We start from the raw sequence: 18,680 nt of genomic DNA on the forward strand, positions 1-18,680 counted from the left end.
ACGAACCTGAGATGTTGTGATTAGGAAAATGTATGAATGGGTAAATGTTTTTACAATACTCCCCGTGACATATAAATACTTTTTGTCGGTACTACGCTTTCCATAGCCTTTGGATTTTCTTGCTGCTTTTCGACTTGTTCTGTAGAATTTTCTATTGGTTCCGGAGTGTTAGATAACTGTATTTTCCGCTCAATTGCCGCCAACTCCGTTTTGAGTTCGCTAAGTCGGTTTTCTTTTGTCCACGTACCATTGATTACTTCCTTAAGTATTGGAATGTTTTTTTGGAAATCTGCCATATTCTCCTGTTCTTTTCTGATATAGGTGGGCAGCTTTTCCAATGCTTTAATAAAATTTAGTGAAGCTGTTTCGGGATCTTTTGCCATTACACCATTGTTGAATGTATATTTGATAGTACCCTCACCTTGAATAAAAAAACGGTTTACACGAATATCCACCCCCTCTTTTTGTGACATTTCCGTTTTTACCAAAAGTTGAAAGCCATACAGATTACCGATTTCTTCATAATCCCCACCCGTTCGGGATTTGTCGGCAAGCTGATTGAGCTTTGCACCGATTTGTTTTATATCCGCATTGGGCGACAAAACGTCTAATTTAATAAGGTTGGCAACGGAACCGTCAGTGTTTTTTTGGATACGTCCCTGCAAATTATTCCAATCAAGGCTCATACGGTCATAGCGGGATTGGGCTTTTCCAAGTTCTGCCTCATAATCTTCCAGTTTGTACTTGGCACTTGATTTTGAACGATTGAACGATTGCCTTTCGCTTTCCAATCCGGCAATCTGTTTCTCTATTTTAGCTTTGTCCAAAAGGTCGGTATTGCCCATAAGGATAGCTACATATTCCGAGAAATTCATACCCGACTTTTCATCCATACCACCTTCGTCAATCGTCCGTTTACCAAGATTGTTGGATTTTAATTGGTCAATAAATAGCTGTTTGTTGTGCAGCAGGTTGAACTTATAACTATCCAGCGATTTTTCAACGGCATAGATGATTACATCCACTTTATTGTCGTTAAAATGCTTGGCAATCTCATTGCCTTTGCGGATAGCCCTACCGTCCCTTTGCGCAAGGTCGGACGGTCGCCACGGCGTATCTAAATGGTGTACGGCAACGGCTCTTTTCTGTGCGTTCACACCTGTACCGAGCATACTCGTAGAACCGAAAAGGACACGGATTTTGCCCTCGTTCATTCCTTTGATTAGCTCTTTTCGTTGCTTGTCATTCTTCGCTTCCTGTATAAAGCGGATTTCGTGTGCAGGTATGTCGTGGTCTTCCACGAGCTTACGTTTGATTTCGGAGTAGATATTCCACTGATTTGGCTTGTATGTTCCCAAATCCGAGAAGATGAACTGCGTGCCTTTCTGTGCATTGAATTTATTGTAATATTTAGCAATATTATCTGCACAATGGGAAGCTTTGTTATCGGCGTGGTCTTGGTAATGGGGGCTTACCATTCGCATATCCAAAGACATCTTTCGAGCGTAGTCCGTAGCGATAAGCATTTTTGCTTTTTCTTCTTTTTTAGATAGCGGTTTTCTGCCAAGTAATTCCCCTTTGCCTGATTTGGCAAACTCCATCAGCTTTTCAATAAACTTCTCCTGGTCTGGAGTTGGAGGTATGTTGTAAAATATCTCGTTCTTTTCGGGACGGTCTATTCCAATCATTTCGGCGGTACGGTAATCCGTGATTTCGGAGTAGAATTGAGCGAGTTCCGGCACTTTGATAAAGTAGCGGAAACGCTCTTTTGCCACGATATTATTGGCGACCGAAAACTCATAATCGGTTGTTTTCTTTGCGTAGATTGCCGCCCACGCATCAAACGAGTTAATGCCCTGTTTTGCCAAAGCCCTTGGTCGCAGGTATTTGAACAACAGGTACAATTCGGTCAGTGAATTGCTGATAGTCGTACCCGAAAGGAAAGTTGCCCCCATATCCGCATCGGTACGTTCCTGTATAGTCCGTATAGCAAACAAAAGATTCAGTGCCTTTAGGCTTCCCTGTTGATTGCCCAATCCTGCAACCCTTGAATGCCTTGTGTTGAAAATCAGGTTTTTGAATTGGTGGCTTTCGTCTACAAATAAATGGTCGATACCCATCATCTTGAAGTCCACAATATCATCTTTGCGGTTTTCAATGTCGTGTTGCAGGGTTTTCAGCTTGACTTCGAGGTTTTCTTTCTGTTTCTCTGCTCCGGCGAGCATACCCCGGGTTACTTCATCGCCCTGACTTCGCAAAACGTCAAGATTTTCCTCCACACTGTCCAGTTCGGATTGCAGGATTTCCTTTTGTATTTCGGGCGATTGGGGTATCATTCCGAACTGGTCGTGGGTCAATATCACACAATCCCACTCGTTGTTCTTAATATCTCCGAAAATCCGCAGTCGTTTTTGGGGCGTAAAATCATCAATGCCCGGATAGAGTATTTTAGCGTGCGGATAGGCGGTGCGGTAGGCTTCGGCAATTTCAGGTATATTCGCTTTCAACCCGATAATCATCGGTTTGTGAGCCAGTCCCAAACGCTTCATTTCCTGTGCACCCGTGCACATTATCAACGTCTTTCCGGCACCTACTTCATGGTCGCAGATAGCACCGTTATTGAGCTTTATTATCCAGACAGCATCCTTTTGGCTTGAATACAGGTCTTCAATACCCAATGCTTTTCGGTCCAATTCCGGAAACACCTGATGGGAACCGTCGTAGTGCGGTCGGACAAAACAGTTAAAGGTGTCGTTGTATTGGTCAGTCATCCTTATCTTGAACTCATCGTTTTGGGCGTGGAGCCAATCGTTAAAGGAGGTTCGGATTTCGTCAATCTTGGTATTCGCCATTTGTATGGCTTCCATATCCCGTACCTTGACATTCTTTCCGTCAACCTGTACCGTTTTGGAAATATCGGGTGTGGTATTGACAAGGGCGTGCTTGAGCAGGGCAATCCCGTCATACGTCCGGCTTTGGGCTTTGACCGCATATTTATCCCATATATGGACATTTTTCTGTTTGCAGGTGACGGAAAAATCATCGGCACTGTCCGAATAGTGGATTTTCACATCTGCGTCGAACAGATGCGATGCAAATCGGGCGTAGATGCCAGTGGGTATCCAGCGTTCGCCCAGATTAAAATCGAGTTCCTCAAATTCGATACGTCTTGGTCGGGCTTCTTCCAAAACGGTAAGGCTTTCTTTAGCTTGGGTATCATCGGGATTGCTTTCGAGGTAATCTCTTATTTCGTTGGCTTTCTCCACTACATTGCCCGCAACCCAGCGTTCGAATATTTCATATTCCTTTTGCAATGGATTGTAGTAGATGAGACCGTGTAAGGCTTCTTTCAAAGCATCAGCAGGCATACCGCTGATTTCGGACATAAAGTCCAAATCCACGCTTCCGTATTTGTTCAGCGAAGCCGATAACGCTTCTTCGGGATTGTCCGTTGCAATGGTTGCGGTAGAAAAACTTACAGGACGGCTGAATATATCTGCCTTATGGATTACACCACCAACGACACGCTCCAGATAGGGCATTTCTTTGCCTACACTGTCTGTTTTGATGAGCTTGATATTGTCCGCACTGTTGAGATTTCCGTACCTTTTGACAAAAGCATCGTATAAGCGGTTAAGGTTTTCCCTTTCTTCCTTGTGTTCTGAATGTTTCTCGGCTTCTTTTTGGTAGAGGTCGATATAGGTATCACGAACTTGGATATATGCTTCGGCTCTTGCTTTTTGCAAAGACGGTAACTGCAACGGGTGGAATATTGCCCTTGCATCACTTTTATCCACTTCCTGCAAATAGCCGACCCAACCGTTATCTACGACAAGGCAATCGTTACGGTGAAACTGTTGGAGTTCGTCACTGTACGGAGCAGGTTCGGGAACAGTAGCAGGTACGGTACCGGCTGACTTATCGGCTTGGCCATTACTGTTTGCCTGTGAAAATAAATCGCCGATTGTTTTCTGTTTTGTGCCATTGGTTTGTAAGGTTTTATTGACCGTGCCGTTTGATGCTGGAGATGTATAGGACTGTTGCATCGCTCCGCTAAAGAGGTCGGTTTGCCGACCTCTTGGGGTACGTTTTCTTTTTGTCGTTTGTCTTTTGGCTTGGGTGGTTTTCTTTGGCGGGGTAATAACCGCTACGGTTTCATTTACATTTTCAAACAGGTCGAAAATGCTTAGCTGTTTTAATTCCTGCTGGCTTTCCTGTACAATGGCTGGTGCAGTAAAACGCGGTCGTTCGGGTTGTATGATTTCGGGTTCAGTAGCCGGAGGTGCCGGCGTTGGCGTAATCGGAATTTGTACGATAGGTTCATCGTTGCTTTCGCCTTTGTACAAATCAAAATTCAGGTGCTTTCCAAAATCTTCGGAAAGCATTTGCTTCAAATCTTTGGCAATCCCCGCAACACCGTCTTTATGCGTATAGATAATTGCAGGTTTTCCGTATGGGTCGGTATCTATCTTACGGTCGGTATGTATGACCCTCGTACCGTCACGGAAAAAAGCATTGCTTGAAGTATCGTATTTGGTCTGCCTGCTTTGGCAAAACAGCTCTTCCAATTCGCTCAGAGGTTGTTTTGCCGTATTCTTTTGCAGGATAATCAGGTCGCTTCCGACTTCTGTACCTGCATATTCCGTGAACAGGTTGTTTGGCAATCGGACAACCGACACCAGATGGTTGCTTTTCATTAACGCCCTACGTATCGGCTCATTGTTGGGGCTGTTTAAAATTCCTTGCGAAGTAATAAATACCTGCAAACCACCCTCACGGAGCATATCGTTTCCTTTCAAAAAGAAATAATTGTGTATGCTACGGGCAGCCTGTATTTTTGCGGGGTCTTTGCTTCGGGAAAACGTAAGATCGAACACGGAAGTATCGCCAAACGGAATGTTGCTTGCAACAACATCATAGCTATTTTGTTCCTTTTCGGGGATTTCCTCAAAACCGCTCACACGGATATTGCTTTCGGGATAGAGGTGTTTTAGGATTTTGCCTGTCAGCAAATCTTTTTCATAGGCAGTTACTTTGGTTTGTTGGTTTTCGGAAAAGGATTGTATAAACGAGCCGATACCTGCGGAGGGTTCAAGGAATTTCTGAATATTTACATCGCTTTCCCGCAGGGTTTCGGAAATTGCATCAATTACCTGTGGAGGTGTATAAAAAGCCGTCAGCACGGAGCTTTTCATACTGTCCACGTATCGGCGGTATTGCTTATCGTCTTCGGACTTTTCTTTGAGCAGTTTGTGGAGTTCCAGCGTAATGGGGAATAAATCGTGTTCGGTTTTCCTCCAATGGTTGATATCTATTTCATTTGCTATGGGGTTCAATACGAATTTAAGACCGCCAAATCCGCTGTATTGTTTCATTGACAGTCTTTCACCCACGGTAGCGTTTCGTTGCTCTTTTTCCAATGTAAAGGCAATCCGCAGGGCTTCGATATTGTCCAAGAGATGCTGCCGTTTACTGAAGCCCATTTTCCTCAATCCATATTGCGATGGTTCCGGTTATCTCGGTATAGAGCAGGTCAAACTCATAACCGTAGGCAAAATCATCGGCTAGTTCATATTGGGCGAAAACATTCTCGCAAACAGGGAACATTTTCAGAGCGAACCGCCGCAGTTCCTCGTCTGCCATTAGGGTATCGAACTCATTGCATACTACCTGAAAAACCATATCAAACTTGGAGAAGTGCAAACCCTCAAAGAGTATGTAATTCGCTATCTCATTACATTGCTCAATGGCATTGCCGGAACGGAACGCATCCTCATAGGCATTGGCAGCCCACGAGGAACGCTGGTCAATAAATTTTTGGTTGCTGGCTTTTTCAGGGAAACTACTGTTCAGGAGTTCCTGTAGTCGTAAACGGAAATACGACAGGTCTTTTTGCTGTGTACTCATAATTAAATTTTGTTTAGAATTTTGCGTAAAACCTAAAATTAGAGCAGGGAGCAAGAGCCTTTGAAGAAGTGGCAGGGTTTGGCTTCGGGAGGCAGGATTTGGCAGAACAGTGTTTATTCAGATATCGTTATAGAGTTGTCCACTTCATTGACATATACGTCCGACCCATCAAAATCATCATCATCGTTTTGGGAACTTTGTCTTGTAAAAAGCTCCAGTCTGTCAACTTGCCCAAAAAGCCGAACAATACGCTTTCTGATTTTGTCAGGTTTTTCGGATTGTCTTCCACGGGGAGATATAAGCACCTGTGGAACATCTCTTGCATGTCTTTCAAGAGGTTTTCCCTTTGTGAACAGTAGGACGATTTCTGCATTTGCCCGTGTAATATATCCCATTCCAATAAAAACCCAATCATTGTTCCTGTTCGTTTTTTTTTCTTGCAACGGCTAAGGTATCAGCGAGAAGAAAAGGTCGACTGAAAGTGGCAGAGTTTGGCTTTGAGAGGTAGGGTTTTACCACACATAAGATTATTAAAAGAATTGATTGTTTTTTTACAAACCATATTATATCTAAATTTATTATCGTAATATTGCGATATATAAAAAACAAAGCATGGGACTTACTAAATCAGAAATATTCACGGACGAGCAAAACAGATTAGCTTCTCTATTTAAGGTTCTGGCACACCCTGCAAGGGTTGCCATACTTCAATATATCATTAACCAGAAAGCCTGTATCTGTAATGATCTGGTCGAGGAATTGGGATTGGCACAGGCTACGATTTCTCAGCATTTAAAGGAGTTAAAGAGTATCGGCATCATTCAAGGCACAATCGAGGTTAAATCTGTTTGTTATTGCATCGATAAAAATGTTTGGAAAAAAATCCAAGCAGATTTTAATTCATTCTTTGATCAGGAAGTAAAGGTAAACAAGTGCTGTTAGCCGTGTTTTTTTAATATTTAACATCGCTATATTACGATACAATATTTTAATAAATCATTTCAAAATTCAAAAACAATGAAACTATCAAACATCAAAGAAATCTTACCAACATTGGACAATGTTGAATTTCAATTAGCGGACGGAACATTTGTCCCCAAACATTTCCACGTTACGGAGGTAGGTATTGTTACAAAACATTTTATTGATTGTGGCGGAACGATCAGAAATGAAAAGGTCGTCAACTTCCAGTTGTGGAACGCCAACGATTTTGAACACAGGCTAAAGCCGACCAAACTATTGAACATCATCAAACTGTCCGAAGAAAAATTGGATATTCAAGATGCCGAAATAGAAGTGGAATACCAAAGCGAAACCATTGGCAAATACAATCTGGATTTTAACGGAAACCATTTTGTACTGAAAAACAAACAAACCGCTTGTTTGGCAAGTGATGCCTGCGGTATTCCTGCCGAAAAACAAAAAGTAGAATTATCAGAGCTGAACAGTGCTTGCTGTTCGCCTAATTCGGACTGTTGTTAAACCCTATAAACCAATCGTAATGTACAAGAATTTAGCTGAAACCATAAAGGGAATATCTGATGTTCAGACCGTAAGCGAAGAACGTAAAACCATATTGCAACCCTTGATAGACTTCGTACAACAAAAAGTAAGCAACGGACAGGTAATAAATCTCAATTTCATCTGTACACACAATTCACGAAGAAGCCATTTATCGCAGGTTTGGGCACAGGTGGCAAGTGTATATTACCATATCCCGAATGTATATTGCTATTCGGGCGGTACGGAAGAAACGGCATTATTTCCGAAAGTAGTGGAAACATTGAATGAACAGGGTTTTTCTGCTTTCAAAATTTCGGAAGCGGACAATCCTGTTTATGCTATTAAGTACAGTGAAAATGCTTTGCCGATTATCGGTTTTTCAAAAAAGTACGATAGCCCTTTCAATCCTGTATCGGCATTCACTGCCATTATGACCTGTTCACAGGCAGACGATGGCTGTCCTTTTATTGCAGGTGCAGAAAAGAGAATACCTATCACATTTGAAGACCCGAAGATTTCAGACGGCACAACAGAGCAGACAAAGATATATGCGGAAAGGAGTTTGGAGATAGCAACTGAAATGTTCTATGTTTTTTCAATGATTAAAAAATAACCAATGCAACCAAAACTAAAATTTCTTGACCGTTACCTTACCCTATGGATATTCCTTGCTATGGCATTTGGCGTAGGATTAGGATATTTCTTTCCCAACATTTCTAACGTAACAGACAGCTTGTCCGTAGGAACCATTAATATCCCGCTGGCAATAGGTTTGATACTGATGATGTACCCGCCATTGGCAAAGGTGGATTATACAGTATTGCCCAAAGCGTTTAAGGATAAAAAAGTAATTGGAATATCTTTATTCCTCAATTGGGTAATCGGTACGGTAATGATGTTCGGGTTAGCCGTTCTGTTTTTAAGGAATGAACCCGATTATATGACGGGATTGATTTTGATAGGATTGGCAAGATGTATCGCAATGGTAATTGTATGGAGCGACCTGGCAAAAGCCAACAGGGAATATACGGCACTATTGGTAGCGTTGAACAGTGTCTTTCAGATATTGAGTTACAGTTTTTTGGTTTGGCTTTTTATCAACGTATTGCCGAGTAAATTAGGATTAGCCAATTTCAATGTAAATGTATCAATGAAAGACGTTACCGAAAGCGTGTTGATATACTTGGGTATTCCTTTTTTTACAGGTTTCGTGAGCCGATATGTTCTTATAAAATCAAAAGGCATTGAATGGTACAATAGAAAATACATACCGGCAGTATCACCTATTACACTTTACGCATTATTGTTTACCATTGTACTGATGTTCAGTTTGAAAGGCGACAAGATATTGGAGTTGCCAGTGGACGTGATTAAGATAGCCATACCGCTAATCATCTATTTTGTATTGATGTTTTTCGTGAGCTTTTTTATAAGCAAATCCCTGAATGTTCCTTATGACAGGAACGCGTCCATAGCATTTACAGCCACCGGGAACAATTTTGAATTGGCCATAGCCGTAGCCATTGCGGTTTTTGGTATTCATTCTCCACAGGCATTTGTTGGCGTTATCGGACCATTGGTCGAAGTGCCTGTACTGATACTATTGGTAAGGGCAAGTTTATGGTTGAAGAAGAAACTATACTAAGTTGATGTAAATAACTTAGCGGGATTTTAGAATTGTCAAGAAACTAAAATTAAACCCTCTGAATCCGGAGCGTTTATTGTTTGTTCAAGATGTGAAGCATCCTGCCCACCTCAATATCCATTCGGGAAAATGCAAACCATTTTTTGCCCAGGTCTTTGAGCGAAGCCCCTATATGGTAAAGCTCCGCTTGGTCTATTATCAAAAATCGGTCGTGGGTATCGGAGAAAACCTTAATTTCAATCGGGAGGTATTGGCTGTTGTACCGTTTTATGTCCAATTGTAGCTGATTGCTGATTGCTTTGGTGTAGATTGTTGCGGTTACATTTTGTTTTCGCTTAACCAATATCGTTAGTGCCGTTGAGGAAATCCAACAGATAGTGGGCGAAAAAATAAAGCTGCCCGAAGATTACCACATTGAATACGGTGGGCAATTTGAAGCGGAGGCAGAAGCATCGCAGACCTTGATTGCGACCTCCCTGCTTTCCATTCTGATTATTTTCCTGATACTGTTCCGGGAGTTCAAAACGGTAAAGTTAGCCGCCATCATTTTAATCAACCTGTCTTTGGCATTGATTGGCGGTGTGTTCAGCATCTATTTTACCAGTGGCATTTTGAGCATTCCTGCCATTATCGGTTTTATCACCTTGTTTGGAGTGGCTACCCGTAACGGCATCCTGCTCGTATCGCATTACAATACATTGTGTGATGAGGGGTTGGATTTGTACGATACGGTTATACAAGGCTCAAAGAACAGGTTAAGCCCCATCCTGATGACGGCACTTACCGCAGGGCTGGCATTGATACCGCTTGCTATTGCGGGCGATTTGCCCGGCAACGAGATACAAAGTCCTATGGCAAAAGTGATATTGGGCGGCTTGCTTACTTCTACATTGCTCAACATTTTTATTGTTCCGGCGGTGTACTATTTATCTAACAAAAAAGCAGCTAAAGCATGAACATAAAATTTTTAACGGCAATCTGTATGTGCGTTTTTACCATACAATTGCAGGCACAGTCAGGATTGGAAACCGTCTTGTCTGATGTTGCCAAGAACAATAAAACGCTGCAAACCCAAAGCAAATATTGGGATGCGCAGAAGTTATTGTACCATACGGGCAATACGCTGTACGACCCTGTGGTCAGCTACGATTTTATGCGTGGCTCACCCTATGCCATTGCGGGCAACCAAACGGACATTAACGTCTTGCAGCGTTTCGACTTTCCCACGGTTTACAGTAAAAAGAAAGCATTGGCTGGCGAGCAGAGTAAGCAGGCAGATTTTTCGCTAACAGCCAACAGGCAGGAAATATTATTGGGAGCGAAAAAGATTTGCATTGAACTGATATACCGCAATAAACTTCAGGAAAGAATTATAGAACGGAAAACAAAAACCGAAAAGTTCCTGACCGACTTTCAGACCAAACTGGATAAGGGCGAAGGTAATGTGCTGGACGTGAATAAGGCTAAACTTCAATTGATTGAGATTAATAAAGATTATCAGTTGAACATTTCCGCTATCAACCAACTTCATCAAAAACTGACGGAACTTAACGGCGGTATAGAGATAGTCTTTAACGATACCATATACCCTGAATATAAGCCCGTTCCTGCATTTGAAGAATTGGAAGAAACAATTGAATACAAAGACCCGGTAAGAAAATATTTGACACAACAGACCGTAGTAGCCCAAAAGGATATTGAAGTTACTAAGGCATTGACCCTGCCAAAATTTGAAGTGGGTTTTCATTATCAGGGTATTTTAGGGCAGCAGTTTTACGGTGCAAAAGTAGGCGTGAGCATTCCTTTGTGTGAAAACAAAAATCGGGTGAAGCAAAAGCAGGCTGAATTATCGGTGGCAGAAGTACAGGTAGCACGGCACAAGAACGAACATTATTATCATTTGAAGCAACTGTATGAAAAGTATATCAACCTGCAAAAGACGGTAGCAGAATATGAGAAAGTATTAAGCAGTATCAACAGTATTAAACTATTGGATAAAGCGTTATCATTCGGAGAGATAACCACTATCCAATATTTTTTGGAGGCAAGTTACTTTTATACCGCTACCAATAATTATTTGCAGGCGGAGAAAGAGTACAACGATGCAATAGCCGAACTGTACCAGTATTTGCTATAATTTAATATTGTAGGGTGAATGCAGACCATTAGCAAAGGCAGATGTATCACTGTTTTAAAACCTTGCGGAATACAACTTTCGCAAGGTTTCAATTAACTAAATTAGAAGCCTGGGCCGAGGCTTCAGGTTAACAAAAACCCAAATTAAAAGCGCCTATGCAGACAATGCAATCAGATAACTTGATTTAGACAGGAAGCAACGAGCGTAGTTCGACTTAAATCGTAAATTTGTTTATTGTGCTTAATATAGCAGTTAGTAAGATATGAATACACTCTTTATTAAAAATATGGTATGCGACCGCTGTATTATGGTGGTGCAAAACGAATTGGATAAACTTGGTTTAGATGCTAAAAATGTAAAGCTGGGCGAAGTTACCCTTACCAAAGAAATTACACCTACGGAGAAAGAGGCTTTGGTCAAGACTTTAGAGCCATTGGGGTTTGAAGTAATTGATGATAAAAAAGGCAGGATAATAGAAAAGATAAAGAACATTATCATTGACCTGGTACATCATCAGGATAGTGATGTAAAAACCAACCTTTCCGATGTATTGAGCGATAAACTGCACCACGATTACAATTACTTGTCCAATCTGTTTTCAGAAGTAGAGGGTACAACTATTGAAAAATACTTTATCGCCCAAAAGGTGGAAAAGGTAAAAGAACTGCTGGTGTATGATGAACTGTCGTTAAGTGAGATTGCCATGCGCCTCAACTATTCAAGCGTAGCCTATTTGAGCAACCAGTTCAAGAAAGTAACGGGGCTTACCCCGAGCTATTTCAAACAAGTCCGGGAAGATAAGAGAAAGCCGTTGGATAAAGTATAGGAACGGCTACGCTATTCAGGAACACTGCGGGCAAAGCCCTGACACCGTAAAATTGACTTCACTTATTTTATATCCTTTAGGCAACTTAAATAACGGTTGCACATCCTCTATACAAGTTACCGATTTACATTTTTGACAACTGAAATGCAATTGGTTATGATTGTGGACTACTTCACAGTTATGGCAACTTGCATATCCTACACCCCCGTCAACGTTTACCACTTTGTGGACTAAATCTTCTTCCATTAACCTATCCAGTACCCGGAGATATTTGCCGGAGAGAAAGCCGGGTAACTGAACATACAGATTGCCGCACAATTCAACAACAGGGAAGAATTTGATATAGTCAGGAACAGCGAAATTACAACGCCTCAAATGACTTTGAATGTCAGCACGATTTCCGAAGAAATTTCTTGGGAGCATCCCACATTCAAAAACTTTAACGGAAGTATCGGCATATCCGCTATGCAGCAGGACAATACCTACAAAGGTCGGTATCTCATCCCTGCCTACAATTCCCAAACATACGGTGCATACTGGATTGAAAAATGGAAGAAGAACAAATGGGAGCTTCAGGGCGGTATCAGGTATGATTTTAAGCAAATCAGTACGGTACGATACCCTTACAATAACCAGCCTGTGGAGCATGACTTTGATTTTTCAACAATCGGGGCATCATTCAATACCATCTACCATCTTTCAGACCATATCAGGATAAACGGAATGGTCAGCCTTGCCAATAGGGCTCCCCACGTTAACGAACTGCTCATTGACGGCATACATCAAGGTACTGCCACCTATGAACTTGGGGACGTAAACCTGAAAATAGAGCAGGCTGTAAACACGGTCTTGGGGCTTTCATATAGCAATGAAGAAAAATCAGTAAATATAGACTGGTCTGTATTCTACAATTCCATCAACAACTTTATCTATTTACAGCCCCGCCCGGGAGAGCCTGTATTGACCATTGCAGGTGCATTTCCCAAATTCGTCTATCAACAGGCTGATGCCTATCTCACGGGAACGGATTTATTAATCAATTACAAGCCTGTACAGAAACTGGACATCATAGGAAAGGCATCTTTGCTAAGGGCGTACAATAAAACGATAAACGACTGGCTGATTTCCATGCCATCGGACAGGTTTTCATTGGGGTTCAATTACGAACTGCCCGATATAAGGTCTTTCCAAAAATCCTATATCGGGATGGAAATTCCGCTGGTCTTAAAACAGACAAGAGTACCTGATGAAAACATACACGGCCAGCAGGATTATAAGCTGCCCCCTGATGGTTATCTCCTGACAAATATATCCGCTGGTACAGTGGTCAGTGTCTTGGGCAGGTCACTGAACATCAATCTTGCAGTGAGCAACCTGTTCAATACCCGGTACAGAAACTACCTGAACAGCTTCAGGTATTTTACGGACGAAATGGGCAGAAACATCTCCGTTAGATTAAAGTACGTTTTCTGACAAACACGTTTTTCAACAATTAAATTTATATAACAATGACACAGAAATTCAAACATTTTTCTTCGATTGCCGTAGCGGCAATCGTACTATTCGCAACCTCATGCAGCAAAGACGATGACCCTATCCCCGAAGAAAACGACAACGAGGTAATCACTACGGTACAGCTACGTTTTAAGGAACAGGGAACCACGAACGAACTTCTTTATGCTTGGAAAGGTGCTGACGGAGCCGGAGGAAACGCCCCGGTCATAGACCAGATTGCACTGCAACCGGGTAAGTCCTATGATGTCAGCGTATCCTTTCTTGACGAGGTAAATGGTGAAGACATTACCGAAGAAGTAAGTGAGGAAAATATAGACCACCGTATTTATTACGTGCCATCTTCCACATCAAATATACAAATCACAAATTTGGATAAGGATGACAACAACGTTACGTTAGGGCTGGAAAGCGTTTGGACAACCACGACCGCTTCCACTGGTACGGTCAGGGTTGTGCTGCGCCATTATCCACAGGGAGGAAAGATTGAAACGGACTTGATTAATGACCCTAAGTCATCAACTGACGTAGATATTCAATTTAATTCTAAAGTTGAATAAACCCCGCACCAAGAAGAAGACCGGGCATCCGTCAGTATTTTAAGACCACAGCTTTTTAAGCAAACAATAAAGCATTGCGATTATCTTTCGCAATGCTTTGTGGTTTTAAAGACCATCTAAAACTGGCTTTATGGCGATAACCATCTGATGAAGTGGCTCACCTATACAGGATTTCAATAAATCTTACAAATCAAATCCAAAATTTCACAACAGTACCCATAATTATAATAGCCAATTTTGCATTGTAAATTAAAGCAGGCAAATATGGCGACAAACAGAGAAAATATATACATACCGTTGGAGGATGTAGAAAGCGAACACTGTGCATTAATCGTTGAAAAGGGATTGGCACAGGTAAAAGGCGTAGAAACCCATAAAGTAGAGCTGAACAACCGCAGGGCAGCGATTACAGTAGATAGCAATGAAACCGTAGGCGAAGCTGTTAAGGCAATTAAAGATTTAGGTTACGGAGTTCCTACGGTTAAAAGTGCTTTTCCGGTATTGGGCATGACCTGTGCATCCTGTGCGGGCAGTGCCGAAAGCATTGTTAAATACCAACCGGGAGTAGTTAATGCTTCCGTGAACTTTGCAACGGGCAATCTTACCGTGGAATATCTGCCCAATATGACCGATGCCTCCACCCTGCAAAAAGCGGTTCAGGGAGTAGGTTACGACCTATTGATTGAAGACAAAACCAAGCAGCAGGAAACGCTCGAAGCCATCCACGAAAAGAAATTCCGAACCTTGAAAAACAAGACCATTTGGGCAATTATCCTTTCCCTGCCCGTGGTAATCATAGGAATGTTCTTTATGGATATGCCCTATGCAGACCCGATAATGTGGCTCTTTTCCACGCCCGTTGTAATATGGTTGGGCAGGGATTTTTTTGTAAACGCTTGGAAGCAGGCAAAGCACCGTTCCGCCAATATGGATACGCTGGTGGCATTGAGTACAGGTATTGCCTACCTGTTCAGTGTTTTCAATATGCTGTTTGCCGACTTTTGGCATCAACGGGGACTGCATGCTCACGTATATTTTGAAGCGGCTGCCGTTATTATCGCATTCATCCTCTTGGGAAAACTGCTGGAAGAAAGAGCCAAAGGCAACACCTCTTCAGCCATTAAGAAGCTGATGGGCTTGCAGCCAAAAACGGTCATCGTGGTACATGCGGACGGAACGGAAAAGCAGACCGCTATCGAAGACGTAAGCGCAGGCGATGTGATACTCGTAAAGCCCGGTGAAAAGATTGCGGTAGACGGCATGGTCATATCGGGCAATTCGTATGTGGACGAAAGCATGTTAAGCGGTGAGCCTGTACCTGTATTGAAAAAAGAAAAAGAAAAAGTATTTGCAGGAACGATTAACCAAAAAGGCAGCTTCCGGTTCAGGGCGGTAAAAGTGGGCAAAGAAACCATGCTTGCCCACATCATCAAAATGGTGCAGGATGCACAGGGAAGCAAAGCACCCGTACAGAAACTGGTCGATAGGATTGCGGGCATCTTTGTTCCCACAGTGATAGGTATTGCCATCCTGACATTTACGCTATGGTTGATTTTGGGAGGCGAAAACGGGGTTGTTCAAGGTCTGTTGGCAGCCGTTACGGTATTGGTCATTGCCTGCCCCTGTGCTTTAGGCTTAGCGACACCCACCGCTATTATGGTAGGCGTTGGTAAAGGTGCTGAAAATGGCATTTTGATAAAGGATGCCGAAAGTTTGGAACTGGCCAAAAAAGTAAATGCCATCGTTTTGGACAAAACCGGAACCATCACCGAGGGAAGACCACAGGTAACGGGCATTAAATGGCTGAACAATGAGGACACTGCAAAAGAAATCCTTTTGAGCATCGAAAAGCAATCCGAGCATCCATTGGCAGAAGCCGTAGTGAAGCATCTTGGCGATGTAGCGACCACCTCTTTATCCATGTTCGACAGCATTACGGGCAAAGGCGCAAAAGCAGACCATGACAACGAAACCTATTATGTAGGCAACAAAAAGCTATTGGCAGAAAACAACATTGCCATTGCCGGCGAATTACAAGACCAGGCCGAAGAATGGGGCAAACAGTCTAAAACCGTTATCTGGTTTGCAAACAGCAAAAAGGCTCTTGCTGTAATCGCTATCGCCGATAAGATTAAGGAAACATCGGTGCGGGCTATCCGGGAAATGCAGGAAATGGGCATTGACCTGTATATGCTGACCGGAGATAATGAAGCTACTGCAAAAGCCATTGCGGAGCAGACAGGCATCAAGCATTACAAAGCCGAAGTTTTGCCACAGCACAAAGCCGACTTTGTGAAAGAACTGCAAAGTAAAGGAAAGGTAGTGGCAATGGTGGGCGATGGTATCAACGACAGCACCGCATTGGCAACAGCCGATGTAAGTATCGCAATGGGCAAAGGCAGCGACATCGCAATGGACGTAGCCAAGATGACCATCATTTCGTCCGACCTGACCAAGATACCGCAGGCAATACGCTTGTCCAAACAGACCGTAGCCACCATCAAGCAAAACCTGTTCTGGGCGTTTATCTACAACGTAATCGGCATTCCGGTAGCGGCAGGCATCCTTTACCCTGTTAACGGCTTCCTGCTCAACCCGATGATTGCGGGTGCGGCAATGGCATTGAGCAGCGTGAGCGTGGTCAGTAACAGCCTGCGGTTGAAGTGGAAGAAATAAAACAGTAAATCTCACAAATCAAACAAGAAATTACACAACAATAACTAACTGAATAGTACGGAAATTTGCATTATCAGATAACTCTAAAATTTGTAAACAATGGAAAATAAACAATTTCAATTCAAGACGAACATCAATTGCGGCGGCTGTATCGCATCTGTAAAGCCGCACTTGGACAAGGCAGAGGGCATCTGCCATTGGGAAGTGGACACGGCCAACAAGGACAAAGTACTTACCGTGAAGTCCGAGGGCATTACCGAGCATGAAGTAATATCGACCGTGCAAAAGGCAGGCTTCAAAATAGAACCTTTGGATGCCTAAGCCAGCAACTTTTTGAAATGCCCTTTTTCCGACCGAATTTCCATGAGGTTGGGTTGATGAAAAAGGGCATTTTATCAATTCTGAAAAAAGGCGATAGGTTATTGCGTATATGGCATTATTTTTCCATATAGCAAAAAAAACGTAAAACGATATAAAAAACCAATCTAATTTGTAACTTTGTTGCGTTGAAAAATTATAGAATACATATAGGCATTTTGACATTGTTCTGTTTGGTTTTCTTTATGATACCAAGTCAGAGCTATGCCTGTTCCAAAAATTCAACAAAGACCGAGCAGTCTTCCTGCTCAAAGGAGAAATCCAAAAAATCAGAACATACAAAAGGTTGCAAGAGCAAATCCTGTAAAAAATGCAAAAGTGACAAATGCGGGGGCGGTTGTTCCCACAGCTCTTGCAGGTGCGGTGCTTCAACCACTTCCCTAAATGTCCCAACCGTAATCGAATTAAAGGCAAAAGATCACTTAGCAGCAGCTAAAAAGCAAAAATTCGCTTTCAAAGAAGCCTATTATTCTTCGGGCTTTTTTTCCATTTGGCTACCGCCTAAAATAAGCTAAATTTATGGCCTGCCAGCCATAGGTATGTCCTGTCAGAAGCCGCTTCGGCTTTTTGCAAATCCCTTATTTGTATCATTTATTTAAAGTTTAAAACAGAAATGGGCTTTCAATACTTCATTTCTAAAAAGTAATTATTATGAAATCATTATCAAAAATAGTGATGGTAATCGCCGTATTACTATCCTCAATGAATGGTTTCGCACAAATCAAAAATGCGAAAACAGAAACCGTAAAGATTTACGGCAATTGTGGTATGTGTAAAACCACCATCGAAAAAGCAGGTAACATAAAAAAGGTAGCCAACGTGGACTGGAACAAAGATACCAAGATGGCTACGCTCACGTATGACAGCGAGAAAACAAATCAGGATGAAATCCTGAAACGTATCGCTTTGGCGGGTTATGATAGTGAGAAGTTCCGTGCGCCGGATGACGTATATGCGAAACTGGCTGAATGCTGCCAGTACGATAGACCTTTGAAGACAATTGCCCAAAACAAAGGGGCGGCAATGGACATGAAAGTCGGACATGGCAATCACAACCACGGTGAAATGGCAGCACCCGCTAACAAGGATGCAGCTCAAAATCAATCACAGCTAAAAGCTGTGTTTGACAACTACTTTTCAGTGAAAGATGCTTTGATAAAAACCGATGAGGCAACTGCATCTGCCAAAGCCGCTGAATTGGCTGCATCCCTTAAAGCAGTCGATATGAACAAGCTTTCGGCAGAGGAACATACGGCTTGGATGAAAGTAATGCAGGACTTGACAGCTAATGCGGAAAGCATTTCAAAATCAAAAGACGTTGCAAAACAAAGAAGTGCTTTTGCGGCACTTTCGGGAAGCATCTACATACTGGCTAAAGTGTCTAAACAGGATACACCAGTTTATTACCAGCACTGTCCTATGTACAATGGAGGTAAGGGGGCCAATTGGCTAAGTAAAGAGAATGCCATTAAAAACCCATATTACGGCTCACAGATGCTTACCTGCGGCAGTACGGTCGAAACCATTAAATAACAG

The 18,680-nt window shown here is 42.4% G+C and carries 15 protein-coding genes and 1 pseudogene; 12 read left to right on the plus strand and 4 right to left on the minus strand.

All coding sequences use genetic code 11. From position 1 onward, the window contains the following. Positions 1 to 50 precede the first annotated feature (50 nt). The 3 genes from NLF99_RS11025 to NLF99_RS11035 all read right to left on the minus strand — a co-directional run bounded on the left by NLF99_RS11025 (position 51) and on the right by NLF99_RS11035 (position 6,350). On the minus strand, positions 51 to 5,483 hold the full coding sequence (locus NLF99_RS11025) for an N-6 DNA methylase (RefSeq protein WP_094280390.1): 5,433 nt from the start codon (positions 5,481 to 5,483) through the stop codon (positions 51 to 53). Beyond that, positions 5,470 to 5,907, minus strand: coding sequence for a DUF1896 domain-containing protein (locus NLF99_RS11030; protein WP_002993229.1), 438 nt, complete (start codon positions 5,905 to 5,907; stop codon positions 5,470 to 5,472). The genes NLF99_RS11025 and NLF99_RS11030 overlap by 14 nt, the downstream gene beginning before the upstream one ends. A gap of 113 nt (positions 5,908 to 6,020) precedes the next feature. Then, positions 6,021 to 6,350: a hypothetical protein gene (locus tag NLF99_RS11035; RefSeq protein ID WP_002993231.1), complete on the minus strand. Its 330-nt coding sequence runs from the start codon at positions 6,348 to 6,350 to the stop codon at positions 6,021 to 6,023. 169 nt (positions 6,351 to 6,519) lie between these two features. On the opposite strand from NLF99_RS11035, the gene NLF99_RS11040 reads away from it, so the two are divergent. The 4 genes from NLF99_RS11040 (at position 6,520) to arsB (ending at position 9,055) form a co-directional block, all read left to right on the plus strand. Next, positions 6,520 to 6,849 (plus strand): helix-turn-helix transcriptional regulator, encoded by a 330-nt coding sequence (locus NLF99_RS11040; protein WP_002993233.1) that lies wholly within the window; start codon positions 6,520 to 6,522, stop codon positions 6,847 to 6,849. 75 nt (positions 6,850 to 6,924) lie between these two features. After that, positions 6,925 to 7,389: a DUF6428 family protein gene (locus NLF99_RS11045; protein WP_002993236.1), complete on the plus strand. Its 465-nt coding sequence runs from the start codon at positions 6,925 to 6,927 to the stop codon at positions 7,387 to 7,389. Between the two features lie 19 nt (positions 7,390 to 7,408). After that, the gene (locus tag NLF99_RS11050) at positions 7,409 to 8,023 is read left to right on the plus strand and encodes a hypothetical protein (RefSeq protein ID WP_002993237.1); all 615 of its coding nucleotides are present in this window, start codon (positions 7,409 to 7,411) and stop codon (positions 8,021 to 8,023) included. A 3-nt stretch (positions 8,024 to 8,026) separates the two neighbouring features. After that, positions 8,027 to 9,055, plus strand: a complete 1,029-nt coding sequence (gene arsB / locus NLF99_RS11055; protein WP_002993239.1) for an ACR3 family arsenite efflux transporter — start codon at positions 8,027 to 8,029, stop codon at positions 9,053 to 9,055. Between the two features lie 73 nt (positions 9,056 to 9,128). On the opposite strand, the pseudogene NLF99_RS11060 reads toward arsB, so the two are convergent. Further along, positions 9,129 to 9,407, minus strand: a pseudogene (locus NLF99_RS11060) (ORF6N domain-containing protein); the annotation flags it as partial. 25 nt (positions 9,408 to 9,432) lie between these two features. On the opposite strand from NLF99_RS11060, the gene NLF99_RS11065 reads away from it, so the two are divergent. The 8 genes from NLF99_RS11065 (at position 9,433) to NLF99_RS11100 (ending at position 18,677) form a co-directional block, all read left to right on the plus strand. Next, positions 9,433 to 10,011 carry an efflux RND transporter permease subunit gene (locus tag NLF99_RS11065; protein ID WP_002993243.1) on the plus strand — a complete coding sequence of 193 codons (579 nt, stop codon included), beginning with the start codon at positions 9,433 to 9,435 and terminating at the stop codon, positions 10,009 to 10,011. Next, positions 10,008 to 11,192, plus strand: coding sequence for a TolC family protein (locus tag NLF99_RS11070; RefSeq protein ID WP_002993245.1), 1,185 nt, complete (start codon positions 10,008 to 10,010; stop codon positions 11,190 to 11,192). The genes NLF99_RS11065 and NLF99_RS11070 overlap by 4 nt, the downstream gene beginning before the upstream one ends. 262 nt (positions 11,193 to 11,454) lie before the next feature. Further along, a complete protein-coding gene (locus NLF99_RS11075) occupies positions 11,455 to 12,018 on the plus strand; it encodes an AraC family transcriptional regulator (protein ID WP_002993247.1) in 564 nt (187 codons plus the stop codon). Positions 12,019 to 12,393: 375 nt separating this feature from the next. After that, the gene (locus tag NLF99_RS11080) at positions 12,394 to 13,491 is read left to right on the plus strand and encodes a TonB-dependent receptor (protein ID WP_094258254.1); all 1,098 of its coding nucleotides are present in this window, start codon (positions 12,394 to 12,396) and stop codon (positions 13,489 to 13,491) included. 35 nt (positions 13,492 to 13,526) lie between these two features. Then, positions 13,527 to 14,090 carry a hypothetical protein gene (locus NLF99_RS11085; protein WP_002993254.1) on the plus strand — a complete coding sequence of 188 codons (564 nt, stop codon included), beginning with the start codon at positions 13,527 to 13,529 and terminating at the stop codon, positions 14,088 to 14,090. A gap of 264 nt (positions 14,091 to 14,354) precedes the next feature. Continuing rightward, positions 14,355 to 16,766, plus strand: a complete 2,412-nt coding sequence (locus NLF99_RS11090; protein ID WP_002993255.1) for a heavy metal translocating P-type ATPase — start codon at positions 14,355 to 14,357, stop codon at positions 16,764 to 16,766. 99 nt (positions 16,767 to 16,865) lie between these two features. Then, positions 16,866 to 17,087 (plus strand): heavy-metal-associated domain-containing protein, encoded by a 222-nt coding sequence (locus NLF99_RS11095; protein ID WP_002993257.1) that lies wholly within the window; start codon positions 16,866 to 16,868, stop codon positions 17,085 to 17,087. 708 nt (positions 17,088 to 17,795) lie between these two features. Then, positions 17,796 to 18,677 (plus strand): DUF3347 domain-containing protein, encoded by an 882-nt coding sequence (locus tag NLF99_RS11100; RefSeq protein WP_037459498.1) that lies wholly within the window; start codon positions 17,796 to 17,798, stop codon positions 18,675 to 18,677. The last annotated feature ends 3 nt before the right edge of the window (positions 18,678 to 18,680 follow it).

This window comes from Sphingobacterium sp. LZ11T8 (assembly GCF_024261425.1).
GTDB lineage: Bacteria > Bacteroidota > Bacteroidia > Sphingobacteriales > Sphingobacteriaceae > Sphingobacterium.